The sequence below is a fragment of the Granulicatella balaenopterae genome (assembly GCF_900111135.1).
Lineage (GTDB): Bacteria > Bacillota > Bacilli > Lactobacillales > Aerococcaceae > Granulicatella > Granulicatella balaenopterae.
In genome coordinates this window covers 1-25,464 of record NZ_FOGF01000018.1, presented here as the reverse complement: position 1 = coordinate 25,464, position 25,464 = coordinate 1, and the positions used below count along the sequence as shown (strand labels likewise).

The 25,464-nt window shown below is 31.7% G+C and carries 25 protein-coding genes, 1 rRNA gene and 1 riboswitch; of the genes, 3 read left to right on the top strand and 23 right to left on the bottom strand.

What is annotated here, in order from left to right:
* Positions 1-45: 45 nt before the first annotated feature.
* Positions 46-873, top strand: a complete 828-nt coding sequence (locus BMX09_RS05335; protein ID WP_407645250.1) for a mechanosensitive ion channel family protein — start codon at positions 46-48, stop codon at positions 871-873.
* 40 nt (positions 874-913) lie between these two features.
* Here BMX09_RS05335 and BMX09_RS05330 read toward each other — a convergent pair whose 3' ends face one another.
* The 13 genes from BMX09_RS05330 to BMX09_RS05270 form a co-directional block, all read right to left on the bottom strand.
* Positions 914-2,026 (bottom strand): M20 metallopeptidase family protein, encoded by a 1,113-nt coding sequence (locus tag BMX09_RS05330; RefSeq protein ID WP_089746670.1) that lies wholly within the window; start codon positions 2,024-2,026, stop codon positions 914-916.
* 107 nt (positions 2,027-2,133) lie between these two features.
* A complete protein-coding gene (locus tag BMX09_RS05325; protein ID WP_089746669.1) occupies positions 2,134-2,412 on the bottom strand; it encodes a hypothetical protein in 279 nt (92 codons plus the stop codon).
* The gene (locus BMX09_RS05320) at positions 2,412-3,434 is read right to left on the bottom strand and encodes a DMT family transporter (protein WP_089746668.1); all 1,023 of its coding nucleotides are present in this window, start codon (positions 3,432-3,434) and stop codon (positions 2,412-2,414) included. Before BMX09_RS05320 ends, BMX09_RS05325 begins: the two co-directional genes overlap by 1 nt.
* Before the next feature lie 429 nt (positions 3,435-3,863).
* Complete coding sequence (locus BMX09_RS05315; RefSeq protein WP_089746667.1) at positions 3,864-4,712, bottom strand: hypothetical protein; 849 nt, start codon at positions 4,710-4,712, stop codon at positions 3,864-3,866.
* A 286-nt stretch (positions 4,713-4,998) separates the two neighbouring features.
* Positions 4,999-6,372, bottom strand: a complete 1,374-nt coding sequence (locus BMX09_RS05310) for an ABC transporter ATP-binding protein (RefSeq protein ID WP_245711131.1) — start codon at positions 6,370-6,372, stop codon at positions 4,999-5,001.
* Entirely contained in the window at positions 6,373-7,065 is a 693-nt protein-coding gene (locus BMX09_RS05305; RefSeq protein ID WP_089746666.1) for an energy-coupling factor transporter transmembrane component T, read from the bottom strand.
* Entirely contained in the window at positions 7,065-7,655 is a 591-nt protein-coding gene (locus BMX09_RS05300; RefSeq protein WP_089746665.1) for an MptD family putative ECF transporter S component, read from the bottom strand. Before BMX09_RS05300 ends, BMX09_RS05305 begins: the two co-directional genes overlap by 1 nt.
* Positions 7,656-9,329, bottom strand: coding sequence for an ABC transporter ATP-binding protein (locus BMX09_RS05295; protein WP_089746664.1), 1,674 nt, complete (start codon positions 9,327-9,329; stop codon positions 7,656-7,658). It abuts the gene before it with no gap.
* Positions 9,319-11,097, bottom strand: coding sequence for an ABC transporter ATP-binding protein/permease (locus BMX09_RS05290; RefSeq protein WP_089746663.1), 1,779 nt, complete (start codon positions 11,095-11,097; stop codon positions 9,319-9,321). The genes BMX09_RS05295 and BMX09_RS05290 overlap by 11 nt, the downstream gene beginning before the upstream one ends.
* A 147-nt stretch (positions 11,098-11,244) precedes the next feature.
* Entirely contained in the window at positions 11,245-11,577 is a 333-nt protein-coding gene (locus tag BMX09_RS05285) for a glycine cleavage system protein H (protein ID WP_089746662.1), read from the bottom strand.
* Between the two features lie 2 nt (positions 11,578-11,579).
* Positions 11,580-11,936: an arsenate reductase family protein gene (locus tag BMX09_RS05280; RefSeq protein WP_089746661.1), complete on the bottom strand. Its 357-nt coding sequence runs from the start codon at positions 11,934-11,936 to the stop codon at positions 11,580-11,582.
* Between the two features lie 15 nt (positions 11,937-11,951).
* Positions 11,952-13,148 carry an FtsW/RodA/SpoVE family cell cycle protein gene (locus tag BMX09_RS05275; RefSeq protein ID WP_089746660.1) on the bottom strand — a complete coding sequence of 399 codons (1,197 nt, stop codon included), beginning with the start codon at positions 13,146-13,148 and terminating at the stop codon, positions 11,952-11,954.
* A 265-nt stretch (positions 13,149-13,413) separates the two neighbouring features.
* Positions 13,414-14,259, bottom strand: a complete 846-nt coding sequence (locus tag BMX09_RS05270) for a hypothetical protein (RefSeq protein ID WP_089746659.1) — start codon at positions 14,257-14,259, stop codon at positions 13,414-13,416.
* 169 nt (positions 14,260-14,428) lie between these two features.
* Here BMX09_RS05270 and gloA point away from each other — a divergent pair, with 169 nt between their 5' ends.
* Positions 14,429-14,809, top strand: coding sequence for a lactoylglutathione lyase (gloA, locus tag BMX09_RS05265; protein ID WP_089746658.1), 381 nt, complete (start codon positions 14,429-14,431; stop codon positions 14,807-14,809).
* A gap of 45 nt (positions 14,810-14,854) precedes the next feature.
* Here gloA and metK read toward each other — a convergent pair whose 3' ends face one another.
* From metK to BMX09_RS05230, 7 genes are all read right to left on the bottom strand, one after another.
* On the bottom strand, positions 14,855-16,036 hold the full coding sequence (gene metK, locus BMX09_RS05260) for a methionine adenosyltransferase (protein WP_089746657.1): 1,182 nt from the start codon (positions 16,034-16,036) through the stop codon (positions 14,855-14,857).
* A riboswitch (SMK box riboswitch) is annotated at positions 16,034-16,125 on the bottom strand. Its footprint overlaps the gene before it by 3 nt.
* 98 nt (positions 16,126-16,223) lie before the next feature.
* Entirely contained in the window at positions 16,224-18,191 is a 1,968-nt protein-coding gene (locus BMX09_RS05255; protein WP_089746656.1) for a S9 family peptidase, read from the bottom strand.
* Complete coding sequence (locus BMX09_RS05250) at positions 18,191-18,643, bottom strand: N-acetyltransferase (RefSeq protein WP_245711130.1); 453 nt, start codon at positions 18,641-18,643, stop codon at positions 18,191-18,193. The genes BMX09_RS05255 and BMX09_RS05250 overlap by 1 nt, the downstream gene beginning before the upstream one ends.
* A gap of 202 nt (positions 18,644-18,845) precedes the next feature.
* A complete protein-coding gene (locus BMX09_RS05245; RefSeq protein WP_089746654.1) occupies positions 18,846-19,418 on the bottom strand; it encodes a xanthine phosphoribosyltransferase in 573 nt (190 codons plus the stop codon).
* Positions 19,419-19,533: 115 nt separating this feature from the next.
* A complete protein-coding gene (gene mreD / locus BMX09_RS05240; RefSeq protein ID WP_089746653.1) occupies positions 19,534-20,088 on the bottom strand; it encodes a rod shape-determining protein MreD in 555 nt (184 codons plus the stop codon).
* 1 nt (position 20,089) lies between these two features.
* Positions 20,090-20,935, bottom strand: coding sequence for a rod shape-determining protein MreC (gene mreC / locus BMX09_RS05235; protein WP_089746652.1), 846 nt, complete (start codon positions 20,933-20,935; stop codon positions 20,090-20,092).
* Between the two features lie 29 nt (positions 20,936-20,964).
* The gene (locus tag BMX09_RS05230) at positions 20,965-21,984 is read right to left on the bottom strand and encodes a rod shape-determining protein (protein ID WP_089746651.1); all 1,020 of its coding nucleotides are present in this window, start codon (positions 21,982-21,984) and stop codon (positions 20,965-20,967) included.
* Positions 21,985-22,189: 205 nt separating this feature from the next.
* Here BMX09_RS05230 and BMX09_RS05225 point away from each other — a divergent pair, with 205 nt between their 5' ends.
* Positions 22,190-22,975, top strand: coding sequence for a DUF1189 family protein (locus BMX09_RS05225; RefSeq protein WP_089746650.1), 786 nt, complete (start codon positions 22,190-22,192; stop codon positions 22,973-22,975).
* Between the two features lie 230 nt (positions 22,976-23,205).
* Here BMX09_RS05225 and BMX09_RS05220 read toward each other — a convergent pair whose 3' ends face one another.
* The 3 genes from BMX09_RS05220 to rrf all read right to left on the bottom strand — a co-directional run bounded on the left by BMX09_RS05220 (position 23,206) and on the right by rrf (position 25,327).
* Positions 23,206-24,531 (bottom strand): DEAD/DEAH box helicase, encoded by a 1,326-nt coding sequence (locus BMX09_RS05220; RefSeq protein WP_089746649.1) that lies wholly within the window; start codon positions 24,529-24,531, stop codon positions 23,206-23,208.
* Between the two features lie 92 nt (positions 24,532-24,623).
* Positions 24,624-24,923, bottom strand: coding sequence for a DUF1827 family protein (locus BMX09_RS05215; protein WP_089746648.1), 300 nt, complete (start codon positions 24,921-24,923; stop codon positions 24,624-24,626).
* Positions 24,924-25,211: 288 nt separating this feature from the next.
* Positions 25,212-25,327: ribosomal RNA gene (rrf, locus tag BMX09_RS05210) — 5S ribosomal RNA — on the bottom strand.
* Positions 25,328-25,464 lie beyond the last annotated feature (137 nt).

Genomic DNA, 25,464 nt, shown 5'->3' with positions numbered 1-25,464 from the left:
TTATTCAGAAAGGAAGTTTATATGAATACATCATTATTTGCTACAATAGATATTATTAAAAAATATTTTACGATGGATGATGTTGATAGAATTGTTCGTAAAGCTATCTCCTTAGCTATATTAATCATTGTCTTTATGATTACAAAGAAAATCTTACATATCATTTTAGAACGTTCTTTTGAAACATCGCTTAAATTTTCAAAATATCGTAAAGGCCGAAAAGAAACGATTAAAAAATTAATTGAAAATACGATTGATTATAGTTTATATTTTATTTTAATTTATTCAATTCTAACTATTTTAGGAGTTCCTATTTCTAGTTTATTAGCAGGTGCCGGGATTGCTGGGGTCGCGATTGGTCTTGGTGCTCAAGGCTTCTTATCAGATTTAGTGAATGGTTTCTTCATTATCTTTGAACAACAATTTGATGTTGGGGATTCAGTATCTATTAATGATATTACCGGAAATATTACTAGCGTCGGTTTACGTACCACACAAATTAAAGGTTTCGATGGTACTCTACACTTTATTCCAAATCGTTCCATTACCATTGTTAGTAATTTATCACGTTTTGAAAGTCGTGCAACGATTGATATTCCATTATATTTAACAGCAGACTTAGATAAAGTCAAACAAATTATTGAAGAGGTAAATGCCAAAGAAATTCCAAAAGACGAGGATATTGTTAAAGAACCTTATATCGTTGGACCACAAGTTAGTGATAATGGTCGCTTTACTTACCGTATTAACCTATATACAAAGAATGGCCAACAATTTGGAGTCTATCATAAGTTTTATACTTTATACCAAGCAGCATTAATTACAAATGGTATTCCTTTACCCACTGTAACAATTTCCCATACTCAAGCTTAAATATAAAAAAGTGTCACCACAATGAGGTGACACTTTTTTATTATGCTGTAATTAAAGCGCTAAATACATCAACACCAACTTTTATTAATTCATCTGGAAAATCAAATTCTACTGTATGTAATTTTGGATAATCTTCGCCATCTCCAATAAAAAACATCGCACCAGGAACTTTTTGAATATAATAACCATAATCTTCTGACGAGCGGAAGAACTCAGGTAATGCACGTATTGGTTGATTGATTTTCTCGCAAGCCTGCCATAATTTATCTACTGCTACTTGGTGATTTACCGTTGCTGGGAAATAATCTTGTTCATCATAATGGAATTTAATCCCTGCTGCAATGGATAATTTATTCGCATGCTCTACAATCATTTGTTCTAATAATGCTAATTCGCTTTCTTCATATGCTCTAATTGTTAAGCGCAATACTCCTTTCCCTGCTGATACACCAAATGCCTTTTCTCCTACTGATACTTCAACAATAGTACATCTAACAAATTTCTCAAATAAACTAGTATCATTCGTAATTCGCTCTATTTCCGCAATTACTTTTGCAATTGTAAACGCTGGATTAATTCCAGCTTCAGGTTGACTAGCATGTGAAGTCTTCCCTTCAAAATACAAACTTAATCCTTTTGAAGTTAAACAAATTGTCCCCGGCATTACAGAAACCATCTTATAGGGTTCGGTTGGATAATTATGATATGCATAAAATTCACTAATATCTTGTTCGTTAAAGACTGATTGACAAATCTTAGCTCCTTCACCTGTTTCTTCTGCTGGTTGAAACAAAAATATTACTTCTCTTTCAGGTTTAATACGTTCAACTTCCAATACTAAACCGCATAGAGTAGCTGAATGGCCATCGTGACCACATTTATGTCCCAATCCATCAAATTGCGAACGATAATCAGTTGGAATCTTATCGTCGATTGGCAATGCATCGTAATCTGCTCTAAAAGCAATTGCTGGCTTTTTACCATGATAAATTGCATAAAAATAATCTCCCTTATCAACAATCTTTACACTAGTATGATCCTGTAAAAATCTGATTAAGCGAGCTTTTGTCCACACTTCTTTCCCTGATAATTCAGGATGTTGATGTAATTCATGTCTTAATGATTGACATAATTCATAATGTTCCTGTAACATAATTAACCTTCTTTCTCTTTGGCTTTTTATGTCTTCATTCTAACTCTAGTAAATTTTTTGTCAACAAAAAAACTGGGTACAAGTCCCAGTTTTTTCGTCACTAATTTTTAATGATATTGTTTCGGTATATATTTCTCAGTGATTTCCTTGCCAGTTTCTGTAATAGTATAATAAAGATTTAATTCTCCTTCATTATCTAATTCATATTTATCTAAAACAATTAAATCCACTGCTTCCAACGACATAAAATGCTCAATAAATAACTTCTTTTGGAATTGACGCTCCATACCATAAATCGGTTTTAAATTTTGCATTGTTTGATTTACACTAATACTTCCTGCTTTATAGACTTCATTTAAAACAGCAGATCTAGCTGGTAATGTCATTATTGTTCATCTCCTTTTTTAAACATTTCTAATGGATTCATCGTAACTAAAATTGCTCCACAAATAATTAATAAGGATCCAACTATAATATTCATTGTAATAGCTTGATGTAAGAAAAGAATTCCCAACAAAACTCCCCAGAAGGCATAACTAATATTCAATGACATCCCCATTGCACAACCAATTTGTGAGTTTGCTTTATACCACATTACAAAGGAAACACCCGCTGCCAAACCAGATAACGCTAACCAGAATACAGGAGTACCCGCTTGTAAAGTAGCTGATAATAAACCTGTTGCATGCACAAATGGCACAAGAATAATTAATGAAATACCACCAGAAATTAATTGACGTAAATTAACAATAACGTCAGAATCTAGCATAGTACCTCCAAAACTAGAAAACATACCTTCCATGCCCCAACCAATAGCGGCAATTAATGCACAGAAAATACCCAATAAAAAGTTGTCAGCATTTTCAACTGGCGTCCAACCAATCACACTAGCCCCAACAACACAAGTTAACATCCCACAAATAACACGTTTACTTGGAACTTGTTTAAAGAATATCCATGCAAAAATTGATCCCCAAATAGCATTCGTAGCAGAAATTGGAATGGCATAAACACCTGCTTTTGCTAAACCAATTAGATAGGCTCCGTTGGCAATTGGTCCACCTAATAGGAAGCCTAAAACCATCATCATGCCAGATTTAGTCTTAAGTGTACGAGGTAATTCTTTTAGTTTCCCTAATTTAAAATTATACATAAATAACCAAATACCAGAAAGTAAATCGTTTAATCCTGAACATACAAAAGGGGCAGCAAATAGACCTACCGCTGTTGATAAAGGCTGATAACTAGCTGCAATAGCAACTAAGGTAGAATAAATTCCATATGTAAAGCCAGACAATAAGCCATGCCCAATTCCTTTAATTGAAAAAACTTTTTGAATTTTGGCCATTTTTTGATCCGCTAACATTTGACTATGGGCGCTCGATCCATCAGTTGACAAATTATTCATTTTATCCTCTCCACTTCTATTTTTTTAAATACCGGTATCTTGCTATTAATATACTTTCTTTGTCTCAAAAATACAATAGCAAGCGCTTTCTTAAAAATGGTGTTTTTTCTTATTAATTACATTTTTAAAATAAAAATACTTTATCAAATTTATTTTATTTTTATCTAAATATAATAAATTTATCCGAATTAAAAAAAATTAATTTTTTCACAAAAAATTTTTTGGACTGTTAAAAAGGCAAAAATTGATTTTTAGTTGAAGAACAGTTTTTATTTGTGGTTCAATAGTAAATCATTGCCAAAGCATTATATTATTCTTTTTTTAATAAAGTATTTTCCGCTTTCTTGATACGTTCACTATTATAACAAATTTAAATCTCATGAACACGTTTTTAATACTTTCTTAATCATTTAAAAATATAGTATACTGTTAATGTATTCTAACGAAATATCCATCTTTGGGAATATAATGGCCTTTTATCATTTCGTCACGAGCGCAACAACCATTTGCTTTTACATAACGCCACCCCTTACCATCATGTAGCCATTGATTTTTTGCAATTTGCCCTTTACTATCTAAATAATAGTCACTAACCCAGCATTCTGTCACATAATGGCCTGTTCCATCAACATAAAACCAAGCTTGTTCATCTTTATCAAAAATCCAAGCCTCTTTAGCAACTTCCCCATTGTTACGTAAATAGATTCCCTCTTTCCATTGATTGGCTAAATAGTGACCATTTTCACCCACAAAATACCATTTATTATTTTTTCGATCATGAATCCATTCATTTTGTGCCATTTGACCATCACTACGTAAATAATATCCTTGAATCCACTGATTACTACAATATTGTTCCGTCTCATCAATATAAAACCATTTACCATACTCATAATCATAAATCCACTCATTTCTTGCTAAAGTTCCATTTTCTTTATAAAATTTATTATCATACCAATAAGATTTGCGAACCATTTCAACTACATCACTATCTTTTCCCATTGACTGTTCACTGGAAGAAAGAATTTTTGCATCATTTCCTTTTTCAAACACTTGTGCAATAATACGGTGTTTTGCTGAAATATTTTTACTAAAACTTGCGATAATCTCGCCATAATGATTGATTGGATATTCACCAATTAACTGATATTCTTGACGTTGGTTAATCGTATAAATTCGCGCTACATATTGGTTATCTGCATAGTCCCTTGTATTCATTAACCCAAATTGTACTTGATGCATTGTTTCTGTAATACTCACAATTTTATTAATTTTCATAAAATAATCTATCCTCACTTTATTATCTCTATAGCTATTTCCTATTAATCTCAAAAATTATAGCATTATTTTTTATTATTTTTCCATTAATACCCATATTTTTGTAATTAAAAAAAGGATTTTATATCCTTAAAATCCAACTATAATATTATGACATAAAAAGTTTATCCATATTGTTTTTTTCACTATTGTTCACTAAATTTTCATTTTTCGATTGTAATATAGACATATCACTTCCTAAGCAACAAAAAAGCATGATAACAAAACTGCTATCATACTTAATTTTTTATGATTTTATTTTATACAGTTGCTCACAACATAATTCTAAAAATTCTTCATCATGCGAGACAATAATGACTATTTTCCCTAAGTCTTTAACTTGTTTTAATACACTAGCAACTTGTATCATTTGTGCATAATCCAAACCACTTGTTGGCTCATCTAAAATAATAATTTCTTTCGATGATAATAAAGCATTTGCAATAACCACTCTTTGTTGTTCACCACCTGATAAGGTCATCGGATGTTGGGGTAATAATTTGCGTAGATGAAATCTTTCAACCAATTCATCATATAAACGTAAATCCTTTGCTCCTAACAACAATTCCTTTTCAACTGAATCTGCAAATAATTGCAAGCGTGTTTCTTGTAAGACTAGCGCTGTCTTAGATAGACGGTCTTTTTTGTCAACTGGTTTATTACACCAATAATATTCACCAGTTAAGCTATCCGTTAAGCCCGCCAAGTGGTGAATAAAAGTTGTTTTGCCAACACCATTGCGTCCAATAATACCTGTAATACTCCCGCGTTTAAAACAAATTTCAGGAATATGGGCTAATTTATTATTTTGATAGCTAATGGTAATATCTTTTACCAGAAATTCTCCAGCTCGTTTGTTGTTTTGTGTACTAGTCTGTAATTCCGGTAATACTGATTGTCTAAGTCCAAGTTTACGACGTTTTTTAGTTGTTAAATCTAAAAATTCTGTCCTGTTCCATTGTTCTTTTAACAAACCATTTTCAAAATAAAGATATCTATCTGCACAGTCTGCTAAGAAATTAAGGCGATGTTCAGCAATAATAATTGTCACTCCTAATTCTTTTAAGATAGTAATTTGCTTTTGAATCATCAATACGCCTGCTTGATCTAAATTCGCAGTTGGTTCATCTAATAATAATAATTGCGGTGTTTGCATCATAGCTGTTGCAAAAGCTACTTTTTGACGTTCTCCTCCTGAAGAGGTTAATAAATCTTTTTCTAATAATGCCTCCAATTTTAAATGGTGACAAACATTTTGTAATCTTTCATCAATTTCTTTAGGATTAACTCCTTGATTTTCACACGGAAAGACTAATTCATCTAATACACAACGATTAAAAAATTGAGTAGCAGGATTTTGAAAAACACTAGCAATTTTATAAGACATTTCTTCAACGGTTGCTTGACCAATTTGAAAATTGTTGCACGTTAATTCTCCTTCAAGACGAGCTGAATAATAATCTGGAATTAAGCCATTTAATAAACGTAAAAAGCTAGTCTTACCACAACCACTCTTGCCGCAAACCACTACACATTCGCCTGGTTTTATCTGCATATCATCTATTTCTAATCCATGATTTGATTGACTATATTGCATCATAAAATCTTTTGCATGAATCACTTAAAACACCTCTATTTCTACGATCATTAATACCATTGCTACCAACACACCATAATCAAGTCCTTTAAATTGTAAGTCTTGATAAATCGTTTTTTTGTGCTTAATCCCAATCCCTTTTGTTAAGGTTGCAATTGTTAAATCTGATGCTGTACGTGTAGCTGATAATAATAATGGTATTAAAATATATTCCAAATAGCGAGCTGGATGCAAGAGATAATCCTTCATTGATAAAAAGATACCTCGAATAGCTAAGGACCGCCTAATAGTTTGATAATCTGATTTAATTGTTGGTAAAAAACGCAACATCACTGCAAAAGGAATAATCATATATTCTGGTACATGCCATTTCCGTAAACCATTAATAAATTCACGCTCAGTAGTCGTTGAAAAAATATAACTCCCAGCCATAAAGCACGGTAACATAACACGCCCACCGACTGCAATCATTGATAAAAACGATGCTAATTTACCATTAAGATGTTCTAACAAACAATAATCCACCACAAACATAACACTATACACAACAACATAACTATAAGCTTTTTTATTTTTTCCTGCTAATATAAATAATGTGGCAATAGTCCCTACCAACAACCATTCATGAATATCACCTAAACGCTTTAATAATAAATAATTGGCAAAAAATAATAGGATAATCTTCGTACGAATATCTAAAATATAATGTTCTTTCATTAAATCATTCCCGCTTTAACAAAATGTTTTTTCATTAAATGTTGACCAAATAATCCACCTATTAAAGCTGCGATACTAATGGTTACTAAATAAAATAATACAGTATTCGTATTGAATGGCACCATAACATTTGCAATATAAGTGGCATCTTTCCCCTTTTCAATCAAACGTTGGACATAAGCTTCTTCCATAACCCACATTAAAATAATCGGTCCTAAATTACCAAAAGAAAAGATAATATAAGAGATAAGATTTACGGTATTTGATTGATAGTGTTTCATTTTTGCAACTACATCAGCTAATACCCCACAAACTAAACTTGGAATAAAAGCAAAGAAAAAATGACCTGATAATAAAAAGAAAGTCGCCATCAATACTCCTACTAAAGTAATCGCCCCAAATTTCTTAGTTTTGGCTACTAAGACCATATATACCGTCCCAGAAATTAATGCCGCAAAAACAGGTGCTAAAAACATATGTCCACTATGCATCACAAGCGCACCAATTAATGTTCCAATTCCCACACAAACAAAATATAATGCCGCAAAAATCCCAATATTCATTAAATCCTTAATCGTTAACTTTTTCATCTATCTTTCTCCTTTTACTAAATATAATTGACCGTCACACATCTTATAAATTTGATCACAACTTGCTACAGTACTTGGTCTATGACTAATCATAAAGACAATCCCCTGACATTCCGATTTAATCACTTGTAATAAAGATGCTTCATTTAACGAATCTAAATTACTAGTCGGTTCATCAAAAATATAGACTTCTGCATCTTTTAATAAAGCCCGCATCAATTCTAAACGTTGCAATTCTCCTGATGAAAAGATTTTTTGCTCTGCTGATAATACGGTATCCAATCCTTTTTCTGTTTGTAAGATTCTTTCTTTTAAATGACATTTCTTGGCTACCGTTAATATTTGTTCATCTGTTATAAATCGATTGCCAAATGTCACATTTTCTCGAATTGTTTGATGGAAAATTTGTGGTATTTGTGGAATATAAGCAAAGTGACTTTGTAAATCATCCATCGCAATCTCTCTATACTGTTGATTATAAATAATCTGACCACTACTTGCTTGATACCAATTCATTAATAATTTCATTAAAGTACTTTTACCTGAACCACTTTCCCCAATAATTCCAACCATTTGAGGACCTTCAACCGATAAATTAACCTGTTCTAAAATTTCTTGTGACCGATTTTGATAACTAAATGATACATTTTTCACTTCAATTGTATTAATTTTCACATCATATAACCCTTTACCGCTCTTGATTGGTTCTACTTCATCTAATAAGCTAAAGACATGCTCAGCTGCTAAAATAGAGCGTTTAAACCCTAGAGGAAGACGACTCAATTCTAAATATGGTGCAAATGATGAACTAAAGACAACAAAGGCTTTAATAACTTGTACTAGTGATTGCTTTTCTGCTTCAACTAAATAGACACCAACCAAAGCAAAAGCTGAAATCCCTAATCCAATTGCAAAAAAGCTATTCGCCATTTGTATATATTGACTCATTGCTACTTGACGTTCGCATTGATTGACTTCTTGACTTTTTTGATCGAGTTCATTGAATTTTTGTTTTACTGTAAAATATTGTAATAAATCTGTCATCCCTTTTAAGCTTTCTAAAAATAAAGCCATATACTGTTTACGCTCAGAATTTTGTTTTGTTAATAAAGGTTTTAAGTGATTGGCAAACACAATCGGGAAGACCACAGCAACCAATAGATACGTCAAGAGAGCAATGACAGCTAGCAGCCAATTGACCCTCCAATAATACGGAATTAACAGAATAGTAATAATACTAGCTGTTGTTAATGGTGCTAATGTATGGGCAAAAAATACTTCTAAAGCCTCCACATCTTCACCAATCATTTTTAATAATTTACCGCTATCTTGCTGGTCCAACTTAGCAGGTGCTAAATGACGCAACTTACGAAAAATTGCCTGACGATAATTAGCTAATACACGAAAGGCTACATAATGTCCATAATAATGTTCTCCATAACGGAATAATCCACGTAATATTCCAAGAATAATTAGTATTCCTAATACAAGGTAACTAATTGATTTACCAGCTAATACCATAAATGTTAACTCCACTAAGATCACTGGAATTAAGACACTAGTAAAAAATCCCATCACCGCAAAAATAACTGCAATAACTATTTTATAGATTAAAAAATCTACAAATCCAATAAGACGTTTAACTATTTGACTATTTGATCGATTACTTTTCATATAATATCGCCTCCAAATCAGCTTGTGTTGCTACAAGCGTTTGATATTCGCTACATTCTTTTAATAAGTCTTTTGGCGAATGAAGATAACTCTTTTGATCTTTTGTTAAGAATAAGACTTGATCAGCTTCTTGAACTTGTTTCATCTTATGTGTAATAAATAATACCAGTTTTTCTTTAGCTAAACTTTGAATAATCGCTAAAATATCTGCTTCATGCTCTTCATTGACACTTGAGGTTACTTCATCAAATATATAAATATCTCGATCAGCCAATAAAGCTCTGACGCATAGAATTTGCTGTCTTTGTCCTGGAGATAATAATGCACCATTCTCACCCACAATTGTATGCAGTCCTTCTGGTAATTGTGTTACAAATTGTAATAAATCACGCTCTTTTAACCAATTCACTAATGCTGACTCATCTTTATCACAAGCCATTAATAAATTATTTAAAATAGTATCATTAAATAAATAACTCTCTGAAGATACGACAATAGAGTGTTTCCAAATATCTTCCATACTAATCATTGCGATTTCTTGTTCACCAAAATAAATTTTCCCATTAGTTGGTGTTAGTTGTTTTTGTAATATTTTTACAAGAGTTGATTTTCCAACACCACTTTCACCAGAAATGGCAATTAATTGTCCTTGATGAAATTCTGCATTTAGTTGTTGTAAGATAACTGTTTTTTGGTAAGAAAAATCAAGGTCTTTTACTTTAATACTAGTTACTTTTTCCAAAGGTTGCGCACTAGTCACATTAGTATGGTCTACATGTTTTGCTTGCTCTAAAAAGGTGAAAATATGATCGGCCATTTTAGTATTCATCATTAATAAATGCATACCATAACCTAGTTCACGAATTGGCGCAAAAAATTCTGTTGCAATTAAGATAAAAAATAACACTGTAAATAACGAAACCTTGCCCTGTGCCAAATTCAAAACTGCCACAAAACCAGAAACTCCAACCCCAACATACATCACACTATCCATATACCCAACCGATTGCAATTGAAAATATAATAATTCCATTGTTGATAAACGAAACTCTTCTGCTTTTTTTGTAAAATTCTTTTGATATTTTTTATCAACTTGATAATGATATAAAGTATTTAACCCACGTAAATTATCAATAAATAAATTTCCAACATCCATATACGTCGCCCAATAATGAGCCATAATCTTTTTAGATTTTTTCTGAACAGAAATCATCGCTACCGGAATCAATGGTAGTGCTAATAGAAAGATTAATCCTCCTAATGGAAATAGGATAGAAACAATCACTAAAATTGTTGCACAATTCAAATAAACTTTTAAATTAGTTAATTGATACATCTGATAAAAGGTATCTAATGTATCAATACCTTGCGCTGCTACTGTGACAACATCCGCTTTCGTATCTACATTTTCTAAATGTCCATTTGTTTGTTTGTAAGCGTGTAAGAAATCTTTTTTTAATTTATTTCTAGCAACTTGTGAAGGTATCCCTTGATATTTTTTAGCAAAAAAAGATAATAAATAACCCATTATACTAGTAACTAGCAATATACTTGCTAAACTACCAAAATTAGTTGTTCCCTTATAATATAAATCTGCTGCCGCTTTAGCAATAACCCCCAAAGAAATTACTCGCATCATAAATTGAAACCATTGAAAAAATGCTGTTATGTATAAATACTTTTTCGATTCCCCCATTTGCAATTTTAATTGTTTTTTCAGCCATTTTTTTCGTTTTCGAGAAATTTTTTGCTGTTTATTATCCATCATTTTATCCCCTCTTCTAATTGAGAATTATTCTCACTCATATTAAAATATTATATACTACTTACTACTGAATAGATAGCTTATATTGGTGTTTACATAAATAAAAAAGATTAATCCCCTATTTCTTGGAATTAATCTTTTTTTATGAGTCTATTGATCTAATAATTGATTAAAGTGACTCTTTGATACTTCGGTAAGTTTAACAATCCAATTATGATTCATATCTAATTCATTCAATAAATCAGGGTCATCTTCTGCTTCTTCATGCCAATAAAGTACTTTACCATCAAGTGGTGCCATTAAATCAGTAACCGCCTTAAGAGCCTCAATACTTAAAAATGGTTGATCGGTTTTTAAATATTCATCATGAGAAAATTCTGCAAACTTTATTGAACCTAATTCGTCTTGTCCTTTAGTTGATAATCCAATTGTATATACATCATCATTTTCTTCAATCCAAAATCCATTCTCACTATATTTCATTTTTAGTTCCCCCAGATTTGTTGATACATATCTTCTTTAAAACCAAAACTTGCTTTATCGCCTTCAACAATTAACGGTCGTTTAACAAGCATGCCTTCCTTTGCTAATAATGCAACAGCTTCTTCTACAGTCATTTCTTCTAATTTATCTTTTAAGCCTAATTCACGATACATTGCACCACTTGTATTAAACATTTTTTTAATTGGTAAATCCAGACGTTTTTGAATCGCTAAAAATTCTTCAGCTGTTGGACGTTCTTCACGAATATCTTTTAATTGATATGCAAATCCTTCATTATCTAACCATTTTAATGCTTTTTTACAAGTTGTACATTTTTCATGACTATAAACTATTTTCATATGAATCATCCTTTCTTATAACGCTCTTTCTTTTTCATCTTCAAAGATATAACTCTTATAGTGATATCTCATTGACATAATTAAACCAATCCCCATCATATTGCCTAGTAGTGATGATCCACCTTGCGAAATAAATGGTAACGGAATACCTGTTAACGGTAATAATCCAATTGTCATCCCAATATTTTCAACCACATGGAATAATATCATCATAATAACCCCTGTTGCAATATACGTATAGAATTCATTTTTTGTATCAAAACAAACTCGAATCATTTGATAAATTAAAATAAAGTAAATCAAAATTAAAATTGTTCCACCAGCAAAACCAAAATTTTCACCAATTGTTGCAAAAATTAAATCCGACTCACGAACTGGTACATATACCTCTGATACACCATACCCCTTACCAAACATACGTCCAGATCCAATCGCCTTCATACTTTGGAACAATTGGAAACCAGCCCCCCCTTGATCACGATATGGATCTAACCATGAATCAATACGAGCAAATTGATAATTTTTAAATCCCATAGCTAATAAGATTGGTCGATTATAGACTACTAAATAAATTAATAAAAATCCAATCAAACCTACTATAAAAATTAATGGTAATAAAATTTTCCAACTAATCCCTGACATAATTAACATACCACCCAAGATACAAATAAATACTAGAGTTGTCCCTAAGTCATTTTGTAAGATCACTAAGACTAATGGTGGCATAGCCCATAGAATGGTTTTGACTAATAATTGAAAATCCGATTGTAAATTCTTCCACTTAGTCTTCACATTATGTTCTGTCACAACTTTAGCTAATTGCAAGATATAAGCAATTTTCACAACTTCAGATGGTTGGAAAGAGATTCCCCCGAATTTAAACCAACTTTTAGCTCCTGTTTCTATTGCAGTTGCTCGATCATGGAAAAATAATACTGCTACTAATAAGAGTATCCCAAACCAATACCCAAATGTCGTCAGCTTCCATAATTGTTCTGAATCAAATTGCATAATTACAATAATTGCAATGGTACCTACCACATACCACACAACTTGCATTAAAGTAGTTCTTAAACTCCCATTACTTACTTGCAAATAAGTGGTTGCAAATAATGTGGTGATGCTAATAATACTTAACAATAATACTGGTAAAATTACTCCATAATCAATACGCGAATCCTTATCGTCGTAAACTTGTTTTGAATGTTTCATACTATCTCCTTATTCAGTTTTACATTTTTTCTATAAAAAAAGCTAGGAGAAATAAATCCCCTAGCTAAATTGTGGCATATATAATATATGGTTAAAAGACGTTCACATCATCTTTTAACAAGCAGCTACATCCGGTAGTGTGTACTAAAACACCCTGCCCCACTAAAACTAACACGCAATCTCATCCGTAGATAGATTGCACGTCGCCTCATCGCATAAATAATATTATAACATATTATTTATAATTTAACTAGTCATTTATCCATTAAAATAAAATAAATAATATTCCCATAGAAATAAATAATTGTACCGTTAATCCCATCAGTGCTAAATAAATATTATCGATTGCTGTTTCATTGACAGTCTTATAAAATGAAGCAACAAAAGTAACCACATAACTCATAATATGGAATACTAATAAAAATACATTAACTACAAACAAGCCTACTGGAGCAATTAAGGTTAATATAAATGTGAATACTAAAGTTAATAAACCAATTGTATTCATTCCAACATATTGTGTCATCCAATATTTTAAAACATGCTGACGCTTTAAGATAACTTTCTTAATAAAGAAATTAATAATCGCCATACCAAAATAGAAACTTGCAAAAAATACTACCATCTTAATAAATAAAAATAAATAATTAGGCGCACCTGTAAAAATTGGGAATACCGATAGCTCTGCAAAGAAATTATATCTTTCAATGGCTGATTCAATTAAACGAGTCACAATAAATGCCGACATTAAAGTGGTACAAATATTCGTTAAATACCCATAATGACTATTATTATTTCTTTTTTTAGCAATTTTTTCACTTGGTCTAGTAATTTTATGTTTAAAAAAGTCGACATATGCTCCTAAACGATTAAAAGCGCCATCATAGCTTGATTCATTATTTTTCATTCTAAATTCTTTTTCAGAACGATTTTCCATTTTATTAAAAGCAGGAACTTCAGTATCAACTTCATTCACTTGTCCTACATAATTTTCATTAATAGTTTGTTTTGTCTCATTTATAATTGTTTGCTTATCATTAGTTACGTCTTGATGGATATTTTCTTCAATTGGTTGATATTCTTGTGTTTGTTCATTCATATATTCTTTCATTCAACTTCCCCCTTATACACCACAATAGATGCCTCTTTTATACCTATTCTATTTTATCATAAATTAAAGAAGAATTTTACGACTTTCATATTATTCAAGCATTTTTTTTGAAAAGCTTAAACATTTTCACTTATACTAAACTTATTAATTGGCATAAGGGGAGAAAATAATGGCACAAAGAATGTTACATACATGTTTACGTGTTCAAGATTTAGAAAAATCAATTCAATTCTACCAAGATACTTTTGGTTTTAAAGAAACACGTCGCAAAGAATATCCAGAGCATAAATTTACAATCGTTTATTTATCTTTTGATGGGGATGATTATGAATTAGAATTAACATATAATTACGATCACGATCCTTATATTGTGGGAGATGGCTTTAGTCATATAGCGATTAGTGCTGATGATTTAGAAGCAACTCATCAAAAACACATTGATTTAGGTTATCAAGTAACTGATTTAAAAGGACTTCCTGGAAATATTCCAAATTACTATTTTGTGACTGATCCAGATGGTTATCGTGTTGAAGTGATTCGTACAAAATAAAAAGAAGCAAGCAGTCTAAGAAACTGCTTGCTTTTTTTATTATATCTATTGATGACATAATGCTTTTAATTCTTCAACTTTATCTAAACGTTCCCATGGTAGATCAATATCTGTACGACCAAAGTGACCATAAGCAGCAGTTTGTTTGAAGATTGGTTTGCGTAAATCTAATGATTCAATAATTCCTTTTGGAGTTAAATTAAAGATTTTACGAATTGCTACTAATAAATCTTCATCACTAACTTTACCTGTTCCAAATGTGTCGATTGCAATCGATACTGGATGTGCTACTCCAATCGCATAAGCTAATTGGATTTCACATTTATCAGCTAAACCTGCTGCTACAATATTTTTAGCAATATAACGAGCCGCATAACTTGCTGAACGGTCAACTTTTGTAGAGTCTTTACCAGAGAAAGCACCGCCGCCATGACGAGCATATCCCCCATAAGTATCTACAATAATCTTACGACCTGTTAAACCTGAGTCTCCTACTGGTCCACCAACTACAAATTTACCTGTTGGATTAATGAAGTATTTAGTATCTTCATCTAATAATGCTTCTGGTACAATTGGTTTTACAACTTTTTCTAAAATATCTTCTCTAATTTGTACTTGAGAAACATCTTCATCATGTTGTGTACTAACAACAATTGTATCAATACGCTTAACAGTGTGATCTGCATTATATTCTACAGTTACTTGTGTTTTTCCGTCTGGACCTAAGTAATCAATCTCTTTGTTTTTTCTAACAAAAGCTAAACGACGAGCTAATTGGTGACTTAAATCAATTGGTAATGGTAATAAGTTTTCTGTATCATTATTTGCATAACCAAACATTAAACCTTGGTCACCAGCACCAAATTCTTGTTCTTCTTCTGTTCCACGAGTTTCTACCGCACTATTAACACCTTGAGCAATATCTGGAGATTGTTTATCTAATGATACTAATACGGCTACTGAATCAGCATCGTATCCATATTTGTTATCACAATATCCGATTTCTCTGATAGTATTTCTAACTACTGACTGAAAATCAATTTGTGCTGTTGTTGTAATTTCACCAACTAATACGACTAATCCAGTGTTCACAACACATTCACAAGCTACACGTGCTTTTGGATCTTGTTCTAGAATTGCATCTAAAACACTATCACTAATTTGATCGGCTACTTTATCAGGATGTCCTTCAGTAACTGATTCTGATGTAAATAAAATCTTTTCCATTTTTTATTTCCCCCTAATTCTATTCCGGTTACAAGGCATCTTCATCTCTTGGTGGAGGTAAATCCTATCGGGAATATCTTGTCGCTATTGCGCTTAAACTATTATAGCACTAATAAAAAAAAATGAAACCTTTTAAAGCAATAATTTCATATTTTTAAATACTTTCATTGATTTTCAGCAAAAACTGTTACTTATGTGCGCTAAACCAATCTGTTATCGCTTCTAATCGTTTGATACGTAAATTAGGTAAACCGATACGTGATAAACCATGTGTTGATTGTGGGAAGGTTATTAATTTTGTATCAACATTATTTTTCTTCATAGCTGTATAAAATTGTTCTGCTTGTTCTAATGGGCAACGTAAATCTGATTGACCGTGAAGCAATAATAACGGCGTAGTAGCATTACTTGCATAAGCTAATGGAGACATGCGCCATAAATCATTAAAATCACTTAAATCATGTTGTAATTGATATTCTACAAAGAAAGCACCCACATCACTTGTACCATAGAAGCTAATCCAGTTTGAAATAGAACGTTGTGTAACAGCTGCTTTAAAGCGATCTGTATGGCCAACAACCCAGTTCGTCATAAATCCACCATAACTACCACCTGTTACATAAACATGTTCTTCATCAATTGATGGGAAACGTTTTAAGAATTCATCGACACCTATCATTAGATCATCAAAATCATGATTACCATAATCACCTAAAATAGATGCTACAAATTCTTGACCATAACTATTACCACCACGAGGATTCATCATCATAACCCCATAGCCTTTTGCTGCTAGCATTTGCATTTCGTGGAAGAAGCTATGACCATAACATACTTGCGGTCCACCATGAATATTTAAAACAGCAGGATGCTTATCGCTACCGTCAACTGGTGGTAAATACCAAGCTTCAATATCCCAATTATCATAGCCTTTAAAGTGGAAGTTAACTGGTTCAACAATTGTGTGTTCTTTTTCAAATTCACTATTTGGATTATAAAGAACAACATAGTCTTGTGTTACTAAATCATAAATGGCTAATTCACTTGGTTTTGATGGTGTTGAATAAGTAATAGCCAAACGAGTTTGATTAATTAATTCTGTACCTGTTAAATGCCATTTTTTATCAATAGCTTTAGTGATTGTTCCATTAACATTTCCAACATATAAAACAATCTTCCCTTCAACAGTTGCAGGAAAATAAAATTCTTGTGAGTTTAACCATTCGATTTGTGCACCTGTCATATTTTGTTGGAAATCAGCTACAATTAAATCGCCAATTTCAATATCTAAATCTTTAGTAAAGCACACTAATTCCTGAGTTTTCATATTATACGTATATAATTTATTTTGAGATACAAAATCATATTCGAATTCATTACCAATTAATAATAATGTATCTTCATCTGGACTCATTTTAGCAAAGAAAAATGATCCATGTGGTAAACTCTTCGTTAATAGAGTCATTTCTTTTGTTTGTAAATCGATTAAGTAAACTTCTCCACGTCCAAAAGTCCAATTCTTTTCACTATCAACTTCTTTTGTAATAATTAAGTAAGATTCGTCTTTTGCTACATATCCTACTGAGAAACCTTTATCTGATTGATATAATTCAGTAACTTCTTTCGATTGTAAATTTATTCTTTTGTAGTAATAAGTTAAATCAGTTGGCATAACACCTTGGCCATCTAATTTGTACATTGTTTTTGTAATAATACTTGGTTCTGGTAATTTTTTCGCTTCTTTTTTATCTTCTTCATCATCTTTTTTGTTCTTTTTAGCGATTTGATAATACATTTCTTGGCTATCACTACGCCATGAATATGAAGACACTCCTTCTTCTTCTGTTGTTACTTGTTCGGCGCGACCACCTGCAATTGACATAATAAAAATTTGTGGCTTTTCATTATCAGATTTACTTGAAATAAATGATAAAGTCTTTTTATCTGGTGAAATATCCATTGAATGATTTTCATAATCATTTGTACCCCATTCAGTTATTTTTTTAGTTGCCATATTCACACTACAAATACGTCCATCATAGCGATTTTCTTCTTTATTTATTGATGTTTCTATATAGAAAATATTGTCTCCAGCTACTTTAGGTTGTGTAACTGATTTTAATTCGAATAGTGATTCATTAGTAATTTTTTTCATTATTTTTCCTCCTTATAATATTGATAAGCTAAACGTTTACTCCCATCTTTTACTTTAATCTCACCACAATAGCTAAATCCTTGTTTGATAATTGCTGCTTGCATAGTTTTGTTAGCAGGATGGGTATCAATTTTAATATTTAAAATTTTCTTTAAGCTATCCTTTATTGCTAAAGTCAGAATTCCTGGATAAACAAAAGAACTAGCAATACGGTGAATCGTTCCATACGGTAAATCATTTAACCATTCGCCATTTGAAATCTCTTGATAAGTCTCGTCTTCACCAATGATAAACGCAAATACACCATGAATACTCCCATTGATTTTAATAACAAATAATTCATTTTGTGCGATATCTGCTAATAAGATCTCTCGCGTTGGATACGTATCATCCCATTGCGTTAGATTCCCTTCCTTAACCATATATTTTTTAGCTTCTTGATAAATTTCCATTATTCTATCTAAATCTTTTTCTCCTGCTAAATAAATAATGATGCATCAACTCCTTTTTATTAATAAAAACTTGCAAAAACTTAACTTAATTGTACACCTTTCCTAATTCAATATTCAATAGTAAAAAAAGAGCATCAGTTTCAAACGAAAAACCAAAACGAATATTGGTAATGTTTTCCGCTAAACTAATCCTCTTATTTTTTTACTTAAAGGTTACTTTGCCATCTGCAATAGATTTGATACGTGCCAATGAATACACATCTAAACCATTATCTTCTAATTTTTGTCGTCCTGGTTGGAATGATTTTTCAATTAAAATACCAACACCAACTACTTCGCCACCAGCATCTTCAATTAATTTTTTTAAGCCTAAAACAGCTTCACCATTTGCTAAGAAATCATCCACAATTAAGACTTTATCGCCTTTATTTAATAATGTCTCTGCTACAACAACCTTACTCGTAACATTCTTAGTAAAACTAAAAACATCCGCACTATATACTTTATCTTTCATTAATGTTGAAGGTAATGTTTTTTTAGCGAACACCATAGGAACTTGGAATTCAAATGCAGTTGTCATTGCAGGAGCAATACCTGATGCTTCAATCGTTAAAACCTTTGTCACTTCACGATCACCAAAATATTGTTTAAATTCTTTACCAATCTCTGCCATTAACATTGGATCGATTTGATGATTAATAAATGAATCTACTTTTAATAAATTATTTGGGTAGATTTGACCTCTTTCTAAAATTGTCTCTTTTAATAATTCCATTGTGCACACCATACCTTTCTATTTTGTACTATTATACTAGCCAATGAAAATGATTTCGTCAAGCACCTATATCAAAAAAGTCTATTGAGAAGTTACATTCCCAAATAGACTAACTTTACTTATATCGTTTTTGTGGTAAATAATTTTTTTCACCATTAATCCATATTGATAAATTGCGAATCGGTAAATAAATAATATAATATAACACAATATTTAAAATAACTGTTGGCACTAAACGCTTAGCAATAAAAACACTCCAACTTAAATGTGATAAGCCCATTATAGAATAAAATAAAAACACAAATATTTCTACAAAAGATAATAAAAATATTAATGATAAACCAATTGTAAAAGCATTTATTTTCATTTTACTTCTAAAAAGCAAAATAAAACGCACAATAATCGCAAAAGCTGCCATATAAACACCTAAATAACTTGTATAGTATGAATCATATAAAAAACCAATGATTAAACTTAAACGCCACATCGAATTATCTTCAATAAAAAAACTAAAGACAATTAAGGCAATAATCACAAGATGAGGTGATAAAATATTACCACCGTCAATAAACCATGGCGAAAATACACTTGCTAATACACCATCCACTAGCATCGCAATAATTAATACTAATGGAATCCAATAACCGCGCGTAGATGAAAATTTTGTCATATTACTCGCCGCCTTCACTTAGTCGTCTCACTACTGTCACATAACGGATATCATTTGTATCAGCTGCTGGTTTGATTTTCACTTCTTTATACAAACCTTGTCTATCCATCGCAACTTCTTCAACTGTTCCAATATATAATGAACTCGGTGACATACCACCCAATCCAGAAGTGACTACTTTATTACCGATTTGGATATCTTGATTAGCTTTAATTTGACTCATAATTAATTGATCAGTATCAAAATCATAGCCCGTAATGATCCCATAAATCGGATCACTCTCTGTTTGAATCATTGCCGCTACTCTAATTAATGTATTATCAGAATTAGATAATAATACTACTCTTGCACTTGTCGCGTTAACATCTAATACCTTACCAATCAAGCCATTACCACTCATTACGGACATATTTTTTTCAATTCCATCCGTACTTCCTTTATTAATGGTTAACATATCTGTCCAACTATCAGGATTGCGCGCAATAACTGAAGCGTTAATTAAACTATAATCATTTAACGTATCTTGTAAATCAAGTGTTTCTTTCATCTTTTCATTATCTTTTTTTAAATCGTGTAATTTTACTTCTAGTTCATAGACCGCTTCAATCTTTTGCTTTAATTCTTGATTTTCTGCATATGTATCAGAAATATCTTGTATATCTTCAATAAAGTCTTTCATGCTATTAATAGGATATGCAACTACTCGTCCTAAAATAGATGTTACATCATTAACACCTTGCGTAATGAATGTGCTACCTGCTCCCATTGAAATTGCTAAAATACTCCCTAATGCAATGACTGTCACTACAACTCCGAGTAATTTTTTATTTGAAAAAAATGGATTCAATGGATTTTTCCCTCCTCTTTCGTCTATCTTTAAATTGAGCGTTTTTTCATTAAACTAGGATTCGCTAAAATCATTCCAGTTCCTAAAGCCACACAATCTAATGGTTCTTGTGCAATAAATGATGGTACTTGTGTCTCTTCCATAATACGATCAGCTAAATTTCTAAGCATTGCACCGCCTCCAGTAATCACAATCCCATGATCAATAATATCTGCAGAAATCTCTGGTGGCATTAGTTCTAAGACTTCCTTGATTGTTTGTAAAATTTGACTAATATTTTCAGCCATCGCCTCACAAACTTCAACAGCACCTAATTCAATTGTTCTAGGTAACCCGCTAACCATATCACGACCACGAACATTCATTGTACCGTATTGTTCTGCATATCGACTATCAGCTGCACCTAAATTAATTTTTACATCTTCAGCCGTACGATCCCCAATTAACAAATTATGCTTCTTACGCACATATTGAATAATCGCTTCATTTAATTTATCGCCGCCTATACGAATTGATCGACTTGTGACAATTCCACCTAAAGAAATAGCTGCAACATCTGTCGTTCCACCACCAATATCTAGAATCATACTACCAGTTGGCTCCTGAACGGGTAACCCTGCCCCTACAGCCGCCGCAAAAGGTTCCTCAATTACATAAGCCTCCTTAGCACCAGCATATTTTGTAGCGTCTAATACGGCTCTTTTTTCAACATCTGTAATGCCAGATGGAACACAAATCATCACGGTTGGCTTAAAAAATGATTTACCAACTGTTGATTGAATAAAATATTTTAACATTGCAGTTGTAGTTGGATAATCGGCAATGACGCCATCTTTCATCGGGCGCAAAGTTTCTATATTTTCTGGTGTACGCCCAATCATTTCATAAGCTTGTTTGCCGACTGCTATAATCTCTTCTGTTACCATATTTTTTGATACAACAGAAGGTTCTCTTGTTATAATTCCATGATTTTCTAAAAAAACAATCGTATTAGCAGTTCCTAAATCAATACCAATACGTTGAGGGTTAAAATTAAATGCACTTAACACGTTTTTTCCTCCTTCATAATTCTTCCACTCTAATTGTGAGAATTCTAATTCATTATAACAGACCTAAGCCTTTTACGCTTGCATTTTAGTAGATTTTAAAAATTTTTTTAAGTAAATAAGCAATTTTTGCAAATATTTCCAAAAATTTTTAAAATACCTGACTTGATATTTTTCTTTAGGTAGATTAGACTACTCTTTGAAGGAGATGATTATTATCACTATAAAAGAATTATTTGTAATTTGTCTTAAAAACCCCAAAAAATTATGGCTACTAAAAGACAAACCATTACGATCAACAAAAGGCTTAATTATGATTTTAACACTAATTTTAATGTTACCGGGTGCATTTACCATCCAAGAAACAATCTCTCAAATGGTAGAAGATACTACTGAACTTAGTGAAGTAATACCAGAATTTAGTATTAAGGATAACCAACTAGACTCGCAATCAAAAGGTTTGTTATACAAAGCCGATTCATTTACGTTTATCTTTGATCCATCAGGCACTAAAACAAAAGAAGATATTGCACTAGATGCTAAAATGGGAACACCTGCTGTTGGTTTCTTAAAAGATGAAATTTTTCTAGATTTTTCTATCAATCAAATGGATATCCCATATGATACTCTTAGCGACTTAAACTCTTCAACATTTAAAGAAACAATGACTACTGTTAAACAACAATCATTTATGTTTACAATTTTTATTATCGCTTGTTTTTATGTAGTTCAATTACTATTCTTCTTAGTAATCTTAGTTTTATTAAAATTAATGATAAAATTATTGATGATGATTCTTTTCAAAAATGAATCACCTTATAAAGGTCGCTCGATTTGGCAGATTACAGTCGCTTCATCCATATTCCCAGTAATAATTTATGCGCTACTAGGATTATTCCAAATTAATTATTTTGGATCAGTTGAATTAATTGTCTTTATGGGCGCTATTCAATTTATTATTGGTAATACAGAACTTGCTAAAAAATTAAAATAGCCTATCTGTACAGTAATTTGTACCACCTCCTTAAAGTTAGATATACACATCTAGCTTTGAGGGGGTATTTTTTATAGAAAGGAAATTATAAAATCAATTAAAAAGAACTCTCCTAAGCTTTATCTTCTTCAAGAATTCACTTATATTTTCTAGTAAATATAATCATTATCCCCAAAACGAACATATAATAAAAAAGGATAAAGTATACACCCTATCCTTCAACCCTTACTTTATTTACGCTTTCCGCCACCTTTAGTATTTGCTGCACGACGTTTCTTTTGATTTTGACGCTTAATTTCAAAGTTTAATTTTTTCTTATAACCTGGTTTGATTTTTTTCTTAGCTTTTTTAACCATACCACCAACACGAGCATCATACTCTTGCTTATTCGTGCCTTTACGCTTTTCACGACGTCTTCTATCGTAACTTTCTACTAATTCACCCTTTTTCAATTCAACAGTTTTAAATTCAATTCCTTTTTTTTCAAGAATTTGAATATTTTCTTCTTGATCCGGTGTATAGAAAGTGATAGCTGTTCCTGATAAACCATTACGACCAGTACGTCCAACACGGTGAATAAAGAACTCTAATTCTGTTGGGATTTCCACATTAATAACATGAGATACCCCTTCAATATCAATACCACGAGCTGCTAAGTCTGTCGCTACAACATATTGGTATTCCATATTTTGAATTTGTTTCATGATACGGCGTCTTTCACGAGCAGGAATATCACCATGAATAGCAGCCACTTTCAATCCACGAGAACGAATTAATTTTGTTAACTCATCAACTTTTTGCTTTGTATTCGCAAAAATCAACATTAAATATGGGTGCCCCATCGTCATTAATTCAAGTAAAGCTTCATCAGGATTTTTACCTTTTGTTACTAATAATTGATTATCAATAGTTGTTGACAATAATTGTTCTGATTCAATTTGAACCATTACTGGATTTCCCATATATTTTTTCAAGAAAGGTTTAATTTTTTCTGGAATTGTCGCAGAAAAGACAGACATTTGTAAGTGTTTTGGCATACGTGAAGCAATATCATCCACTGTTGCTAAGAAACCTAAATCAAATGTCATATCCGCTTCATCAATAACCATCATTGATACTTGTTGTACAAATAAAACATTTTCCTTCATCAAATCAAAAATACGTCCAGGTGTCCCAATAACGATATGCGGTTGTTGCGCTGCTAATTTTTGAACTTGACGTTTCTTATCCGTACCACCGATACATTTTTCTAAAAGAATTGGCTGTTCCGACTTACTAATTAATTGCTGACAAACCGATACCAATTGTTCCGCTAACTCACGACTAGGCACAGTAACTACTAACTGTAAATAATCTTTATTAGGATCTACTTGATTTACTAATGGTACTAGGAAACTATGACTTTTCCCTGTCCCCGTTTGCGATTGCCCAATAACATTCTTCTTAGCCAATAATAAAGGAATAATCTCCTCTTGAATCGGTGTAGCAGTAGTAAAATGTAACTCTTTTAAAGCCTCTTGTAAAAATGGCTTTAATTCATAATTTTTAAATAACATGTATATCTCCTTCTTTTCTCATTTAGCACTATTAAGTATAACATAAAAAAACTCATTACACACTGTATAAGCGTAAGTAATGAGCTTTTTATTCATTCAAAAACTGGTTTTTCTTGAATAATAGGGATATAAATTTCAACACAATTATCACAATAGATAACATCAAGACCTTCAACAGTCGTATGTAATAATCGTTTAACGACATACTCTACCTCAGTCTCTTTAATACGTCTTTTATGATTGACGATAAGAACATCTTGATGCGTTGGTGCACCAGTATAGACAACAGTAGTTTGACCTAAAGAATATACTTTTACAAATGATGCATCTGTATTCGCTAATTGCTCTTTCACTAGTTCAGAATGACTATTCGTAATATTGATCAGTTTCATGATTTTCCCCTCCAAGAATCGTTTTCTTAATTCCTATTATACGCTTTTTCTTTAAATCTTCCAATATTAAATACTAATAACTTATAAAAAAATTACTCTCATTTTAAGAAAATATATCTGTTTTATAGAAAAAATTCATTTTATAATACTATCTTACAACTATTATTTATAGCTCTTTCAGCCACTTATATTTTACCTTTATCATCACTGAATAGCGACCCGAAATAGTAATTTTTTCAAAAAATACCAAAAAAGTTCAAACATTTCTGCTTGAACTTTCTATCATATGCATGGCAACGTCCTATCCTCGCAGGGAGAAACCCCCAACTACTATCGGCGCTAAGAAGCTTAACTTCTGTGTTCGAGATGGGAACAGGTGTGTCCTTCTTGCCATCATCACCACACTTTTATTTAAAAAAGCTTTGCTCTTTCAAAACTGAATCTGTATTACTTACCATTACTTACCATAGAGTATTACTCTTGAGACTACCAATATTTTGGTTAAGTCCTCGACCGATTAGTACTAGTCCGCTCCATACTT

What these genes read in the sequence shown, in the direction of transcription:
- BMX09_RS05330 (WP_089746670.1), bottom strand. Translation starts at nt 2,026, where the DNA reads ATGTTACAGGAACATTATGAATTATGTCAATCATTAAGACATGAATTA.
- BMX09_RS05325 (WP_089746669.1), bottom strand. Translation starts at nt 2,412, where the DNA reads ATGACATTACCAGCTAGATCTGCTGTTTTAAATGAAGTCTATAAAGCA.
- BMX09_RS05320 (WP_089746668.1), bottom strand. Translation starts at nt 3,434, where the DNA reads ATGAATAATTTGTCAACTGATGGATCGAGCGCCCATAGTCAAATGTTA.
- BMX09_RS05315 (WP_089746667.1), bottom strand. Translation starts at nt 4,712, where the DNA reads ATGAAAATTAATAAAATTGTGAGTATTACAGAAACAATGCATCAAGTA.
- BMX09_RS05305 (WP_089746666.1), bottom strand. Translation starts at nt 7,065, where the DNA reads ATGAAAGAACATTATATTTTAGATATTCGTACGAAGATTATCCTATTA.
- BMX09_RS05300 (WP_089746665.1), bottom strand. Translation starts at nt 7,655, where the DNA reads ATGAAAAAGTTAACGATTAAGGATTTAATGAATATTGGGATTTTTGCG.
- BMX09_RS05295 (WP_089746664.1), bottom strand. Translation starts at nt 9,329, where the DNA reads ATGAAAAGTAATCGATCAAATAGTCAAATAGTTAAACGTCTTATTGGA.
- BMX09_RS05290 (WP_089746663.1), bottom strand. Translation starts at nt 11,097, where the DNA reads ATGATGGATAATAAACAGCAAAAAATTTCTCGAAAACGAAAAAAATGG.
- BMX09_RS05285 (WP_089746662.1), bottom strand. Translation starts at nt 11,577, where the DNA reads ATGAAATATAGTGAGAATGGATTTTGGATTGAAGAAAATGATGATGTA.
- BMX09_RS05280 (WP_089746661.1), bottom strand. Translation starts at nt 11,936, where the DNA reads ATGAAAATAGTTTATAGTCATGAAAAATGTACAACTTGTAAAAAAGCA.
- BMX09_RS05275 (WP_089746660.1), bottom strand. Translation starts at nt 13,148, where the DNA reads ATGAAACATTCAAAACAAGTTTACGACGATAAGGATTCGCGTATTGAT.
- BMX09_RS05270 (WP_089746659.1), bottom strand. Translation starts at nt 14,259, where the DNA reads ATGAAAGAATATATGAATGAACAAACACAAGAATATCAACCAATTGAA.
- gloA (WP_089746658.1), top strand. Translation starts at nt 14,429, where the DNA reads ATGGCACAAAGAATGTTACATACATGTTTACGTGTTCAAGATTTAGAA.
- metK (WP_089746657.1), bottom strand. Translation starts at nt 16,036, where the DNA reads ATGGAAAAGATTTTATTTACATCAGAATCAGTTACTGAAGGACATCCT.
- BMX09_RS05255 (WP_089746656.1), bottom strand. Translation starts at nt 18,191, where the DNA reads ATGAAAAAAATTACTAATGAATCACTATTCGAATTAAAATCAGTTACA.
- BMX09_RS05250 (WP_245711130.1), bottom strand. Translation starts at nt 18,643, where the DNA reads ATGGAAATTTATCAAGAAGCTAAAAAATATATGGTTAAGGAAGGGAAT.
- BMX09_RS05245 (WP_089746654.1), bottom strand. Translation starts at nt 19,418, where the DNA reads ATGGAATTATTAAAAGAGACAATTTTAGAAAGAGGTCAAATCTACCCA.
- mreD (WP_089746653.1), bottom strand. Translation starts at nt 20,088, where the DNA reads ATGACAAAATTTTCATCTACGCGCGGTTATTGGATTCCATTAGTATTA.
- BMX09_RS05225 (WP_089746650.1), top strand. Translation starts at nt 22,190, where the DNA reads ATGATTATTATCACTATAAAAGAATTATTTGTAATTTGTCTTAAAAAC.
- BMX09_RS05220 (WP_089746649.1), bottom strand. Translation starts at nt 24,531, where the DNA reads ATGTTATTTAAAAATTATGAATTAAAGCCATTTTTACAAGAGGCTTTA.
- BMX09_RS05215 (WP_089746648.1), bottom strand. Translation starts at nt 24,923, where the DNA reads ATGAAACTGATCAATATTACGAATAGTCATTCTGAACTAGTGAAAGAG.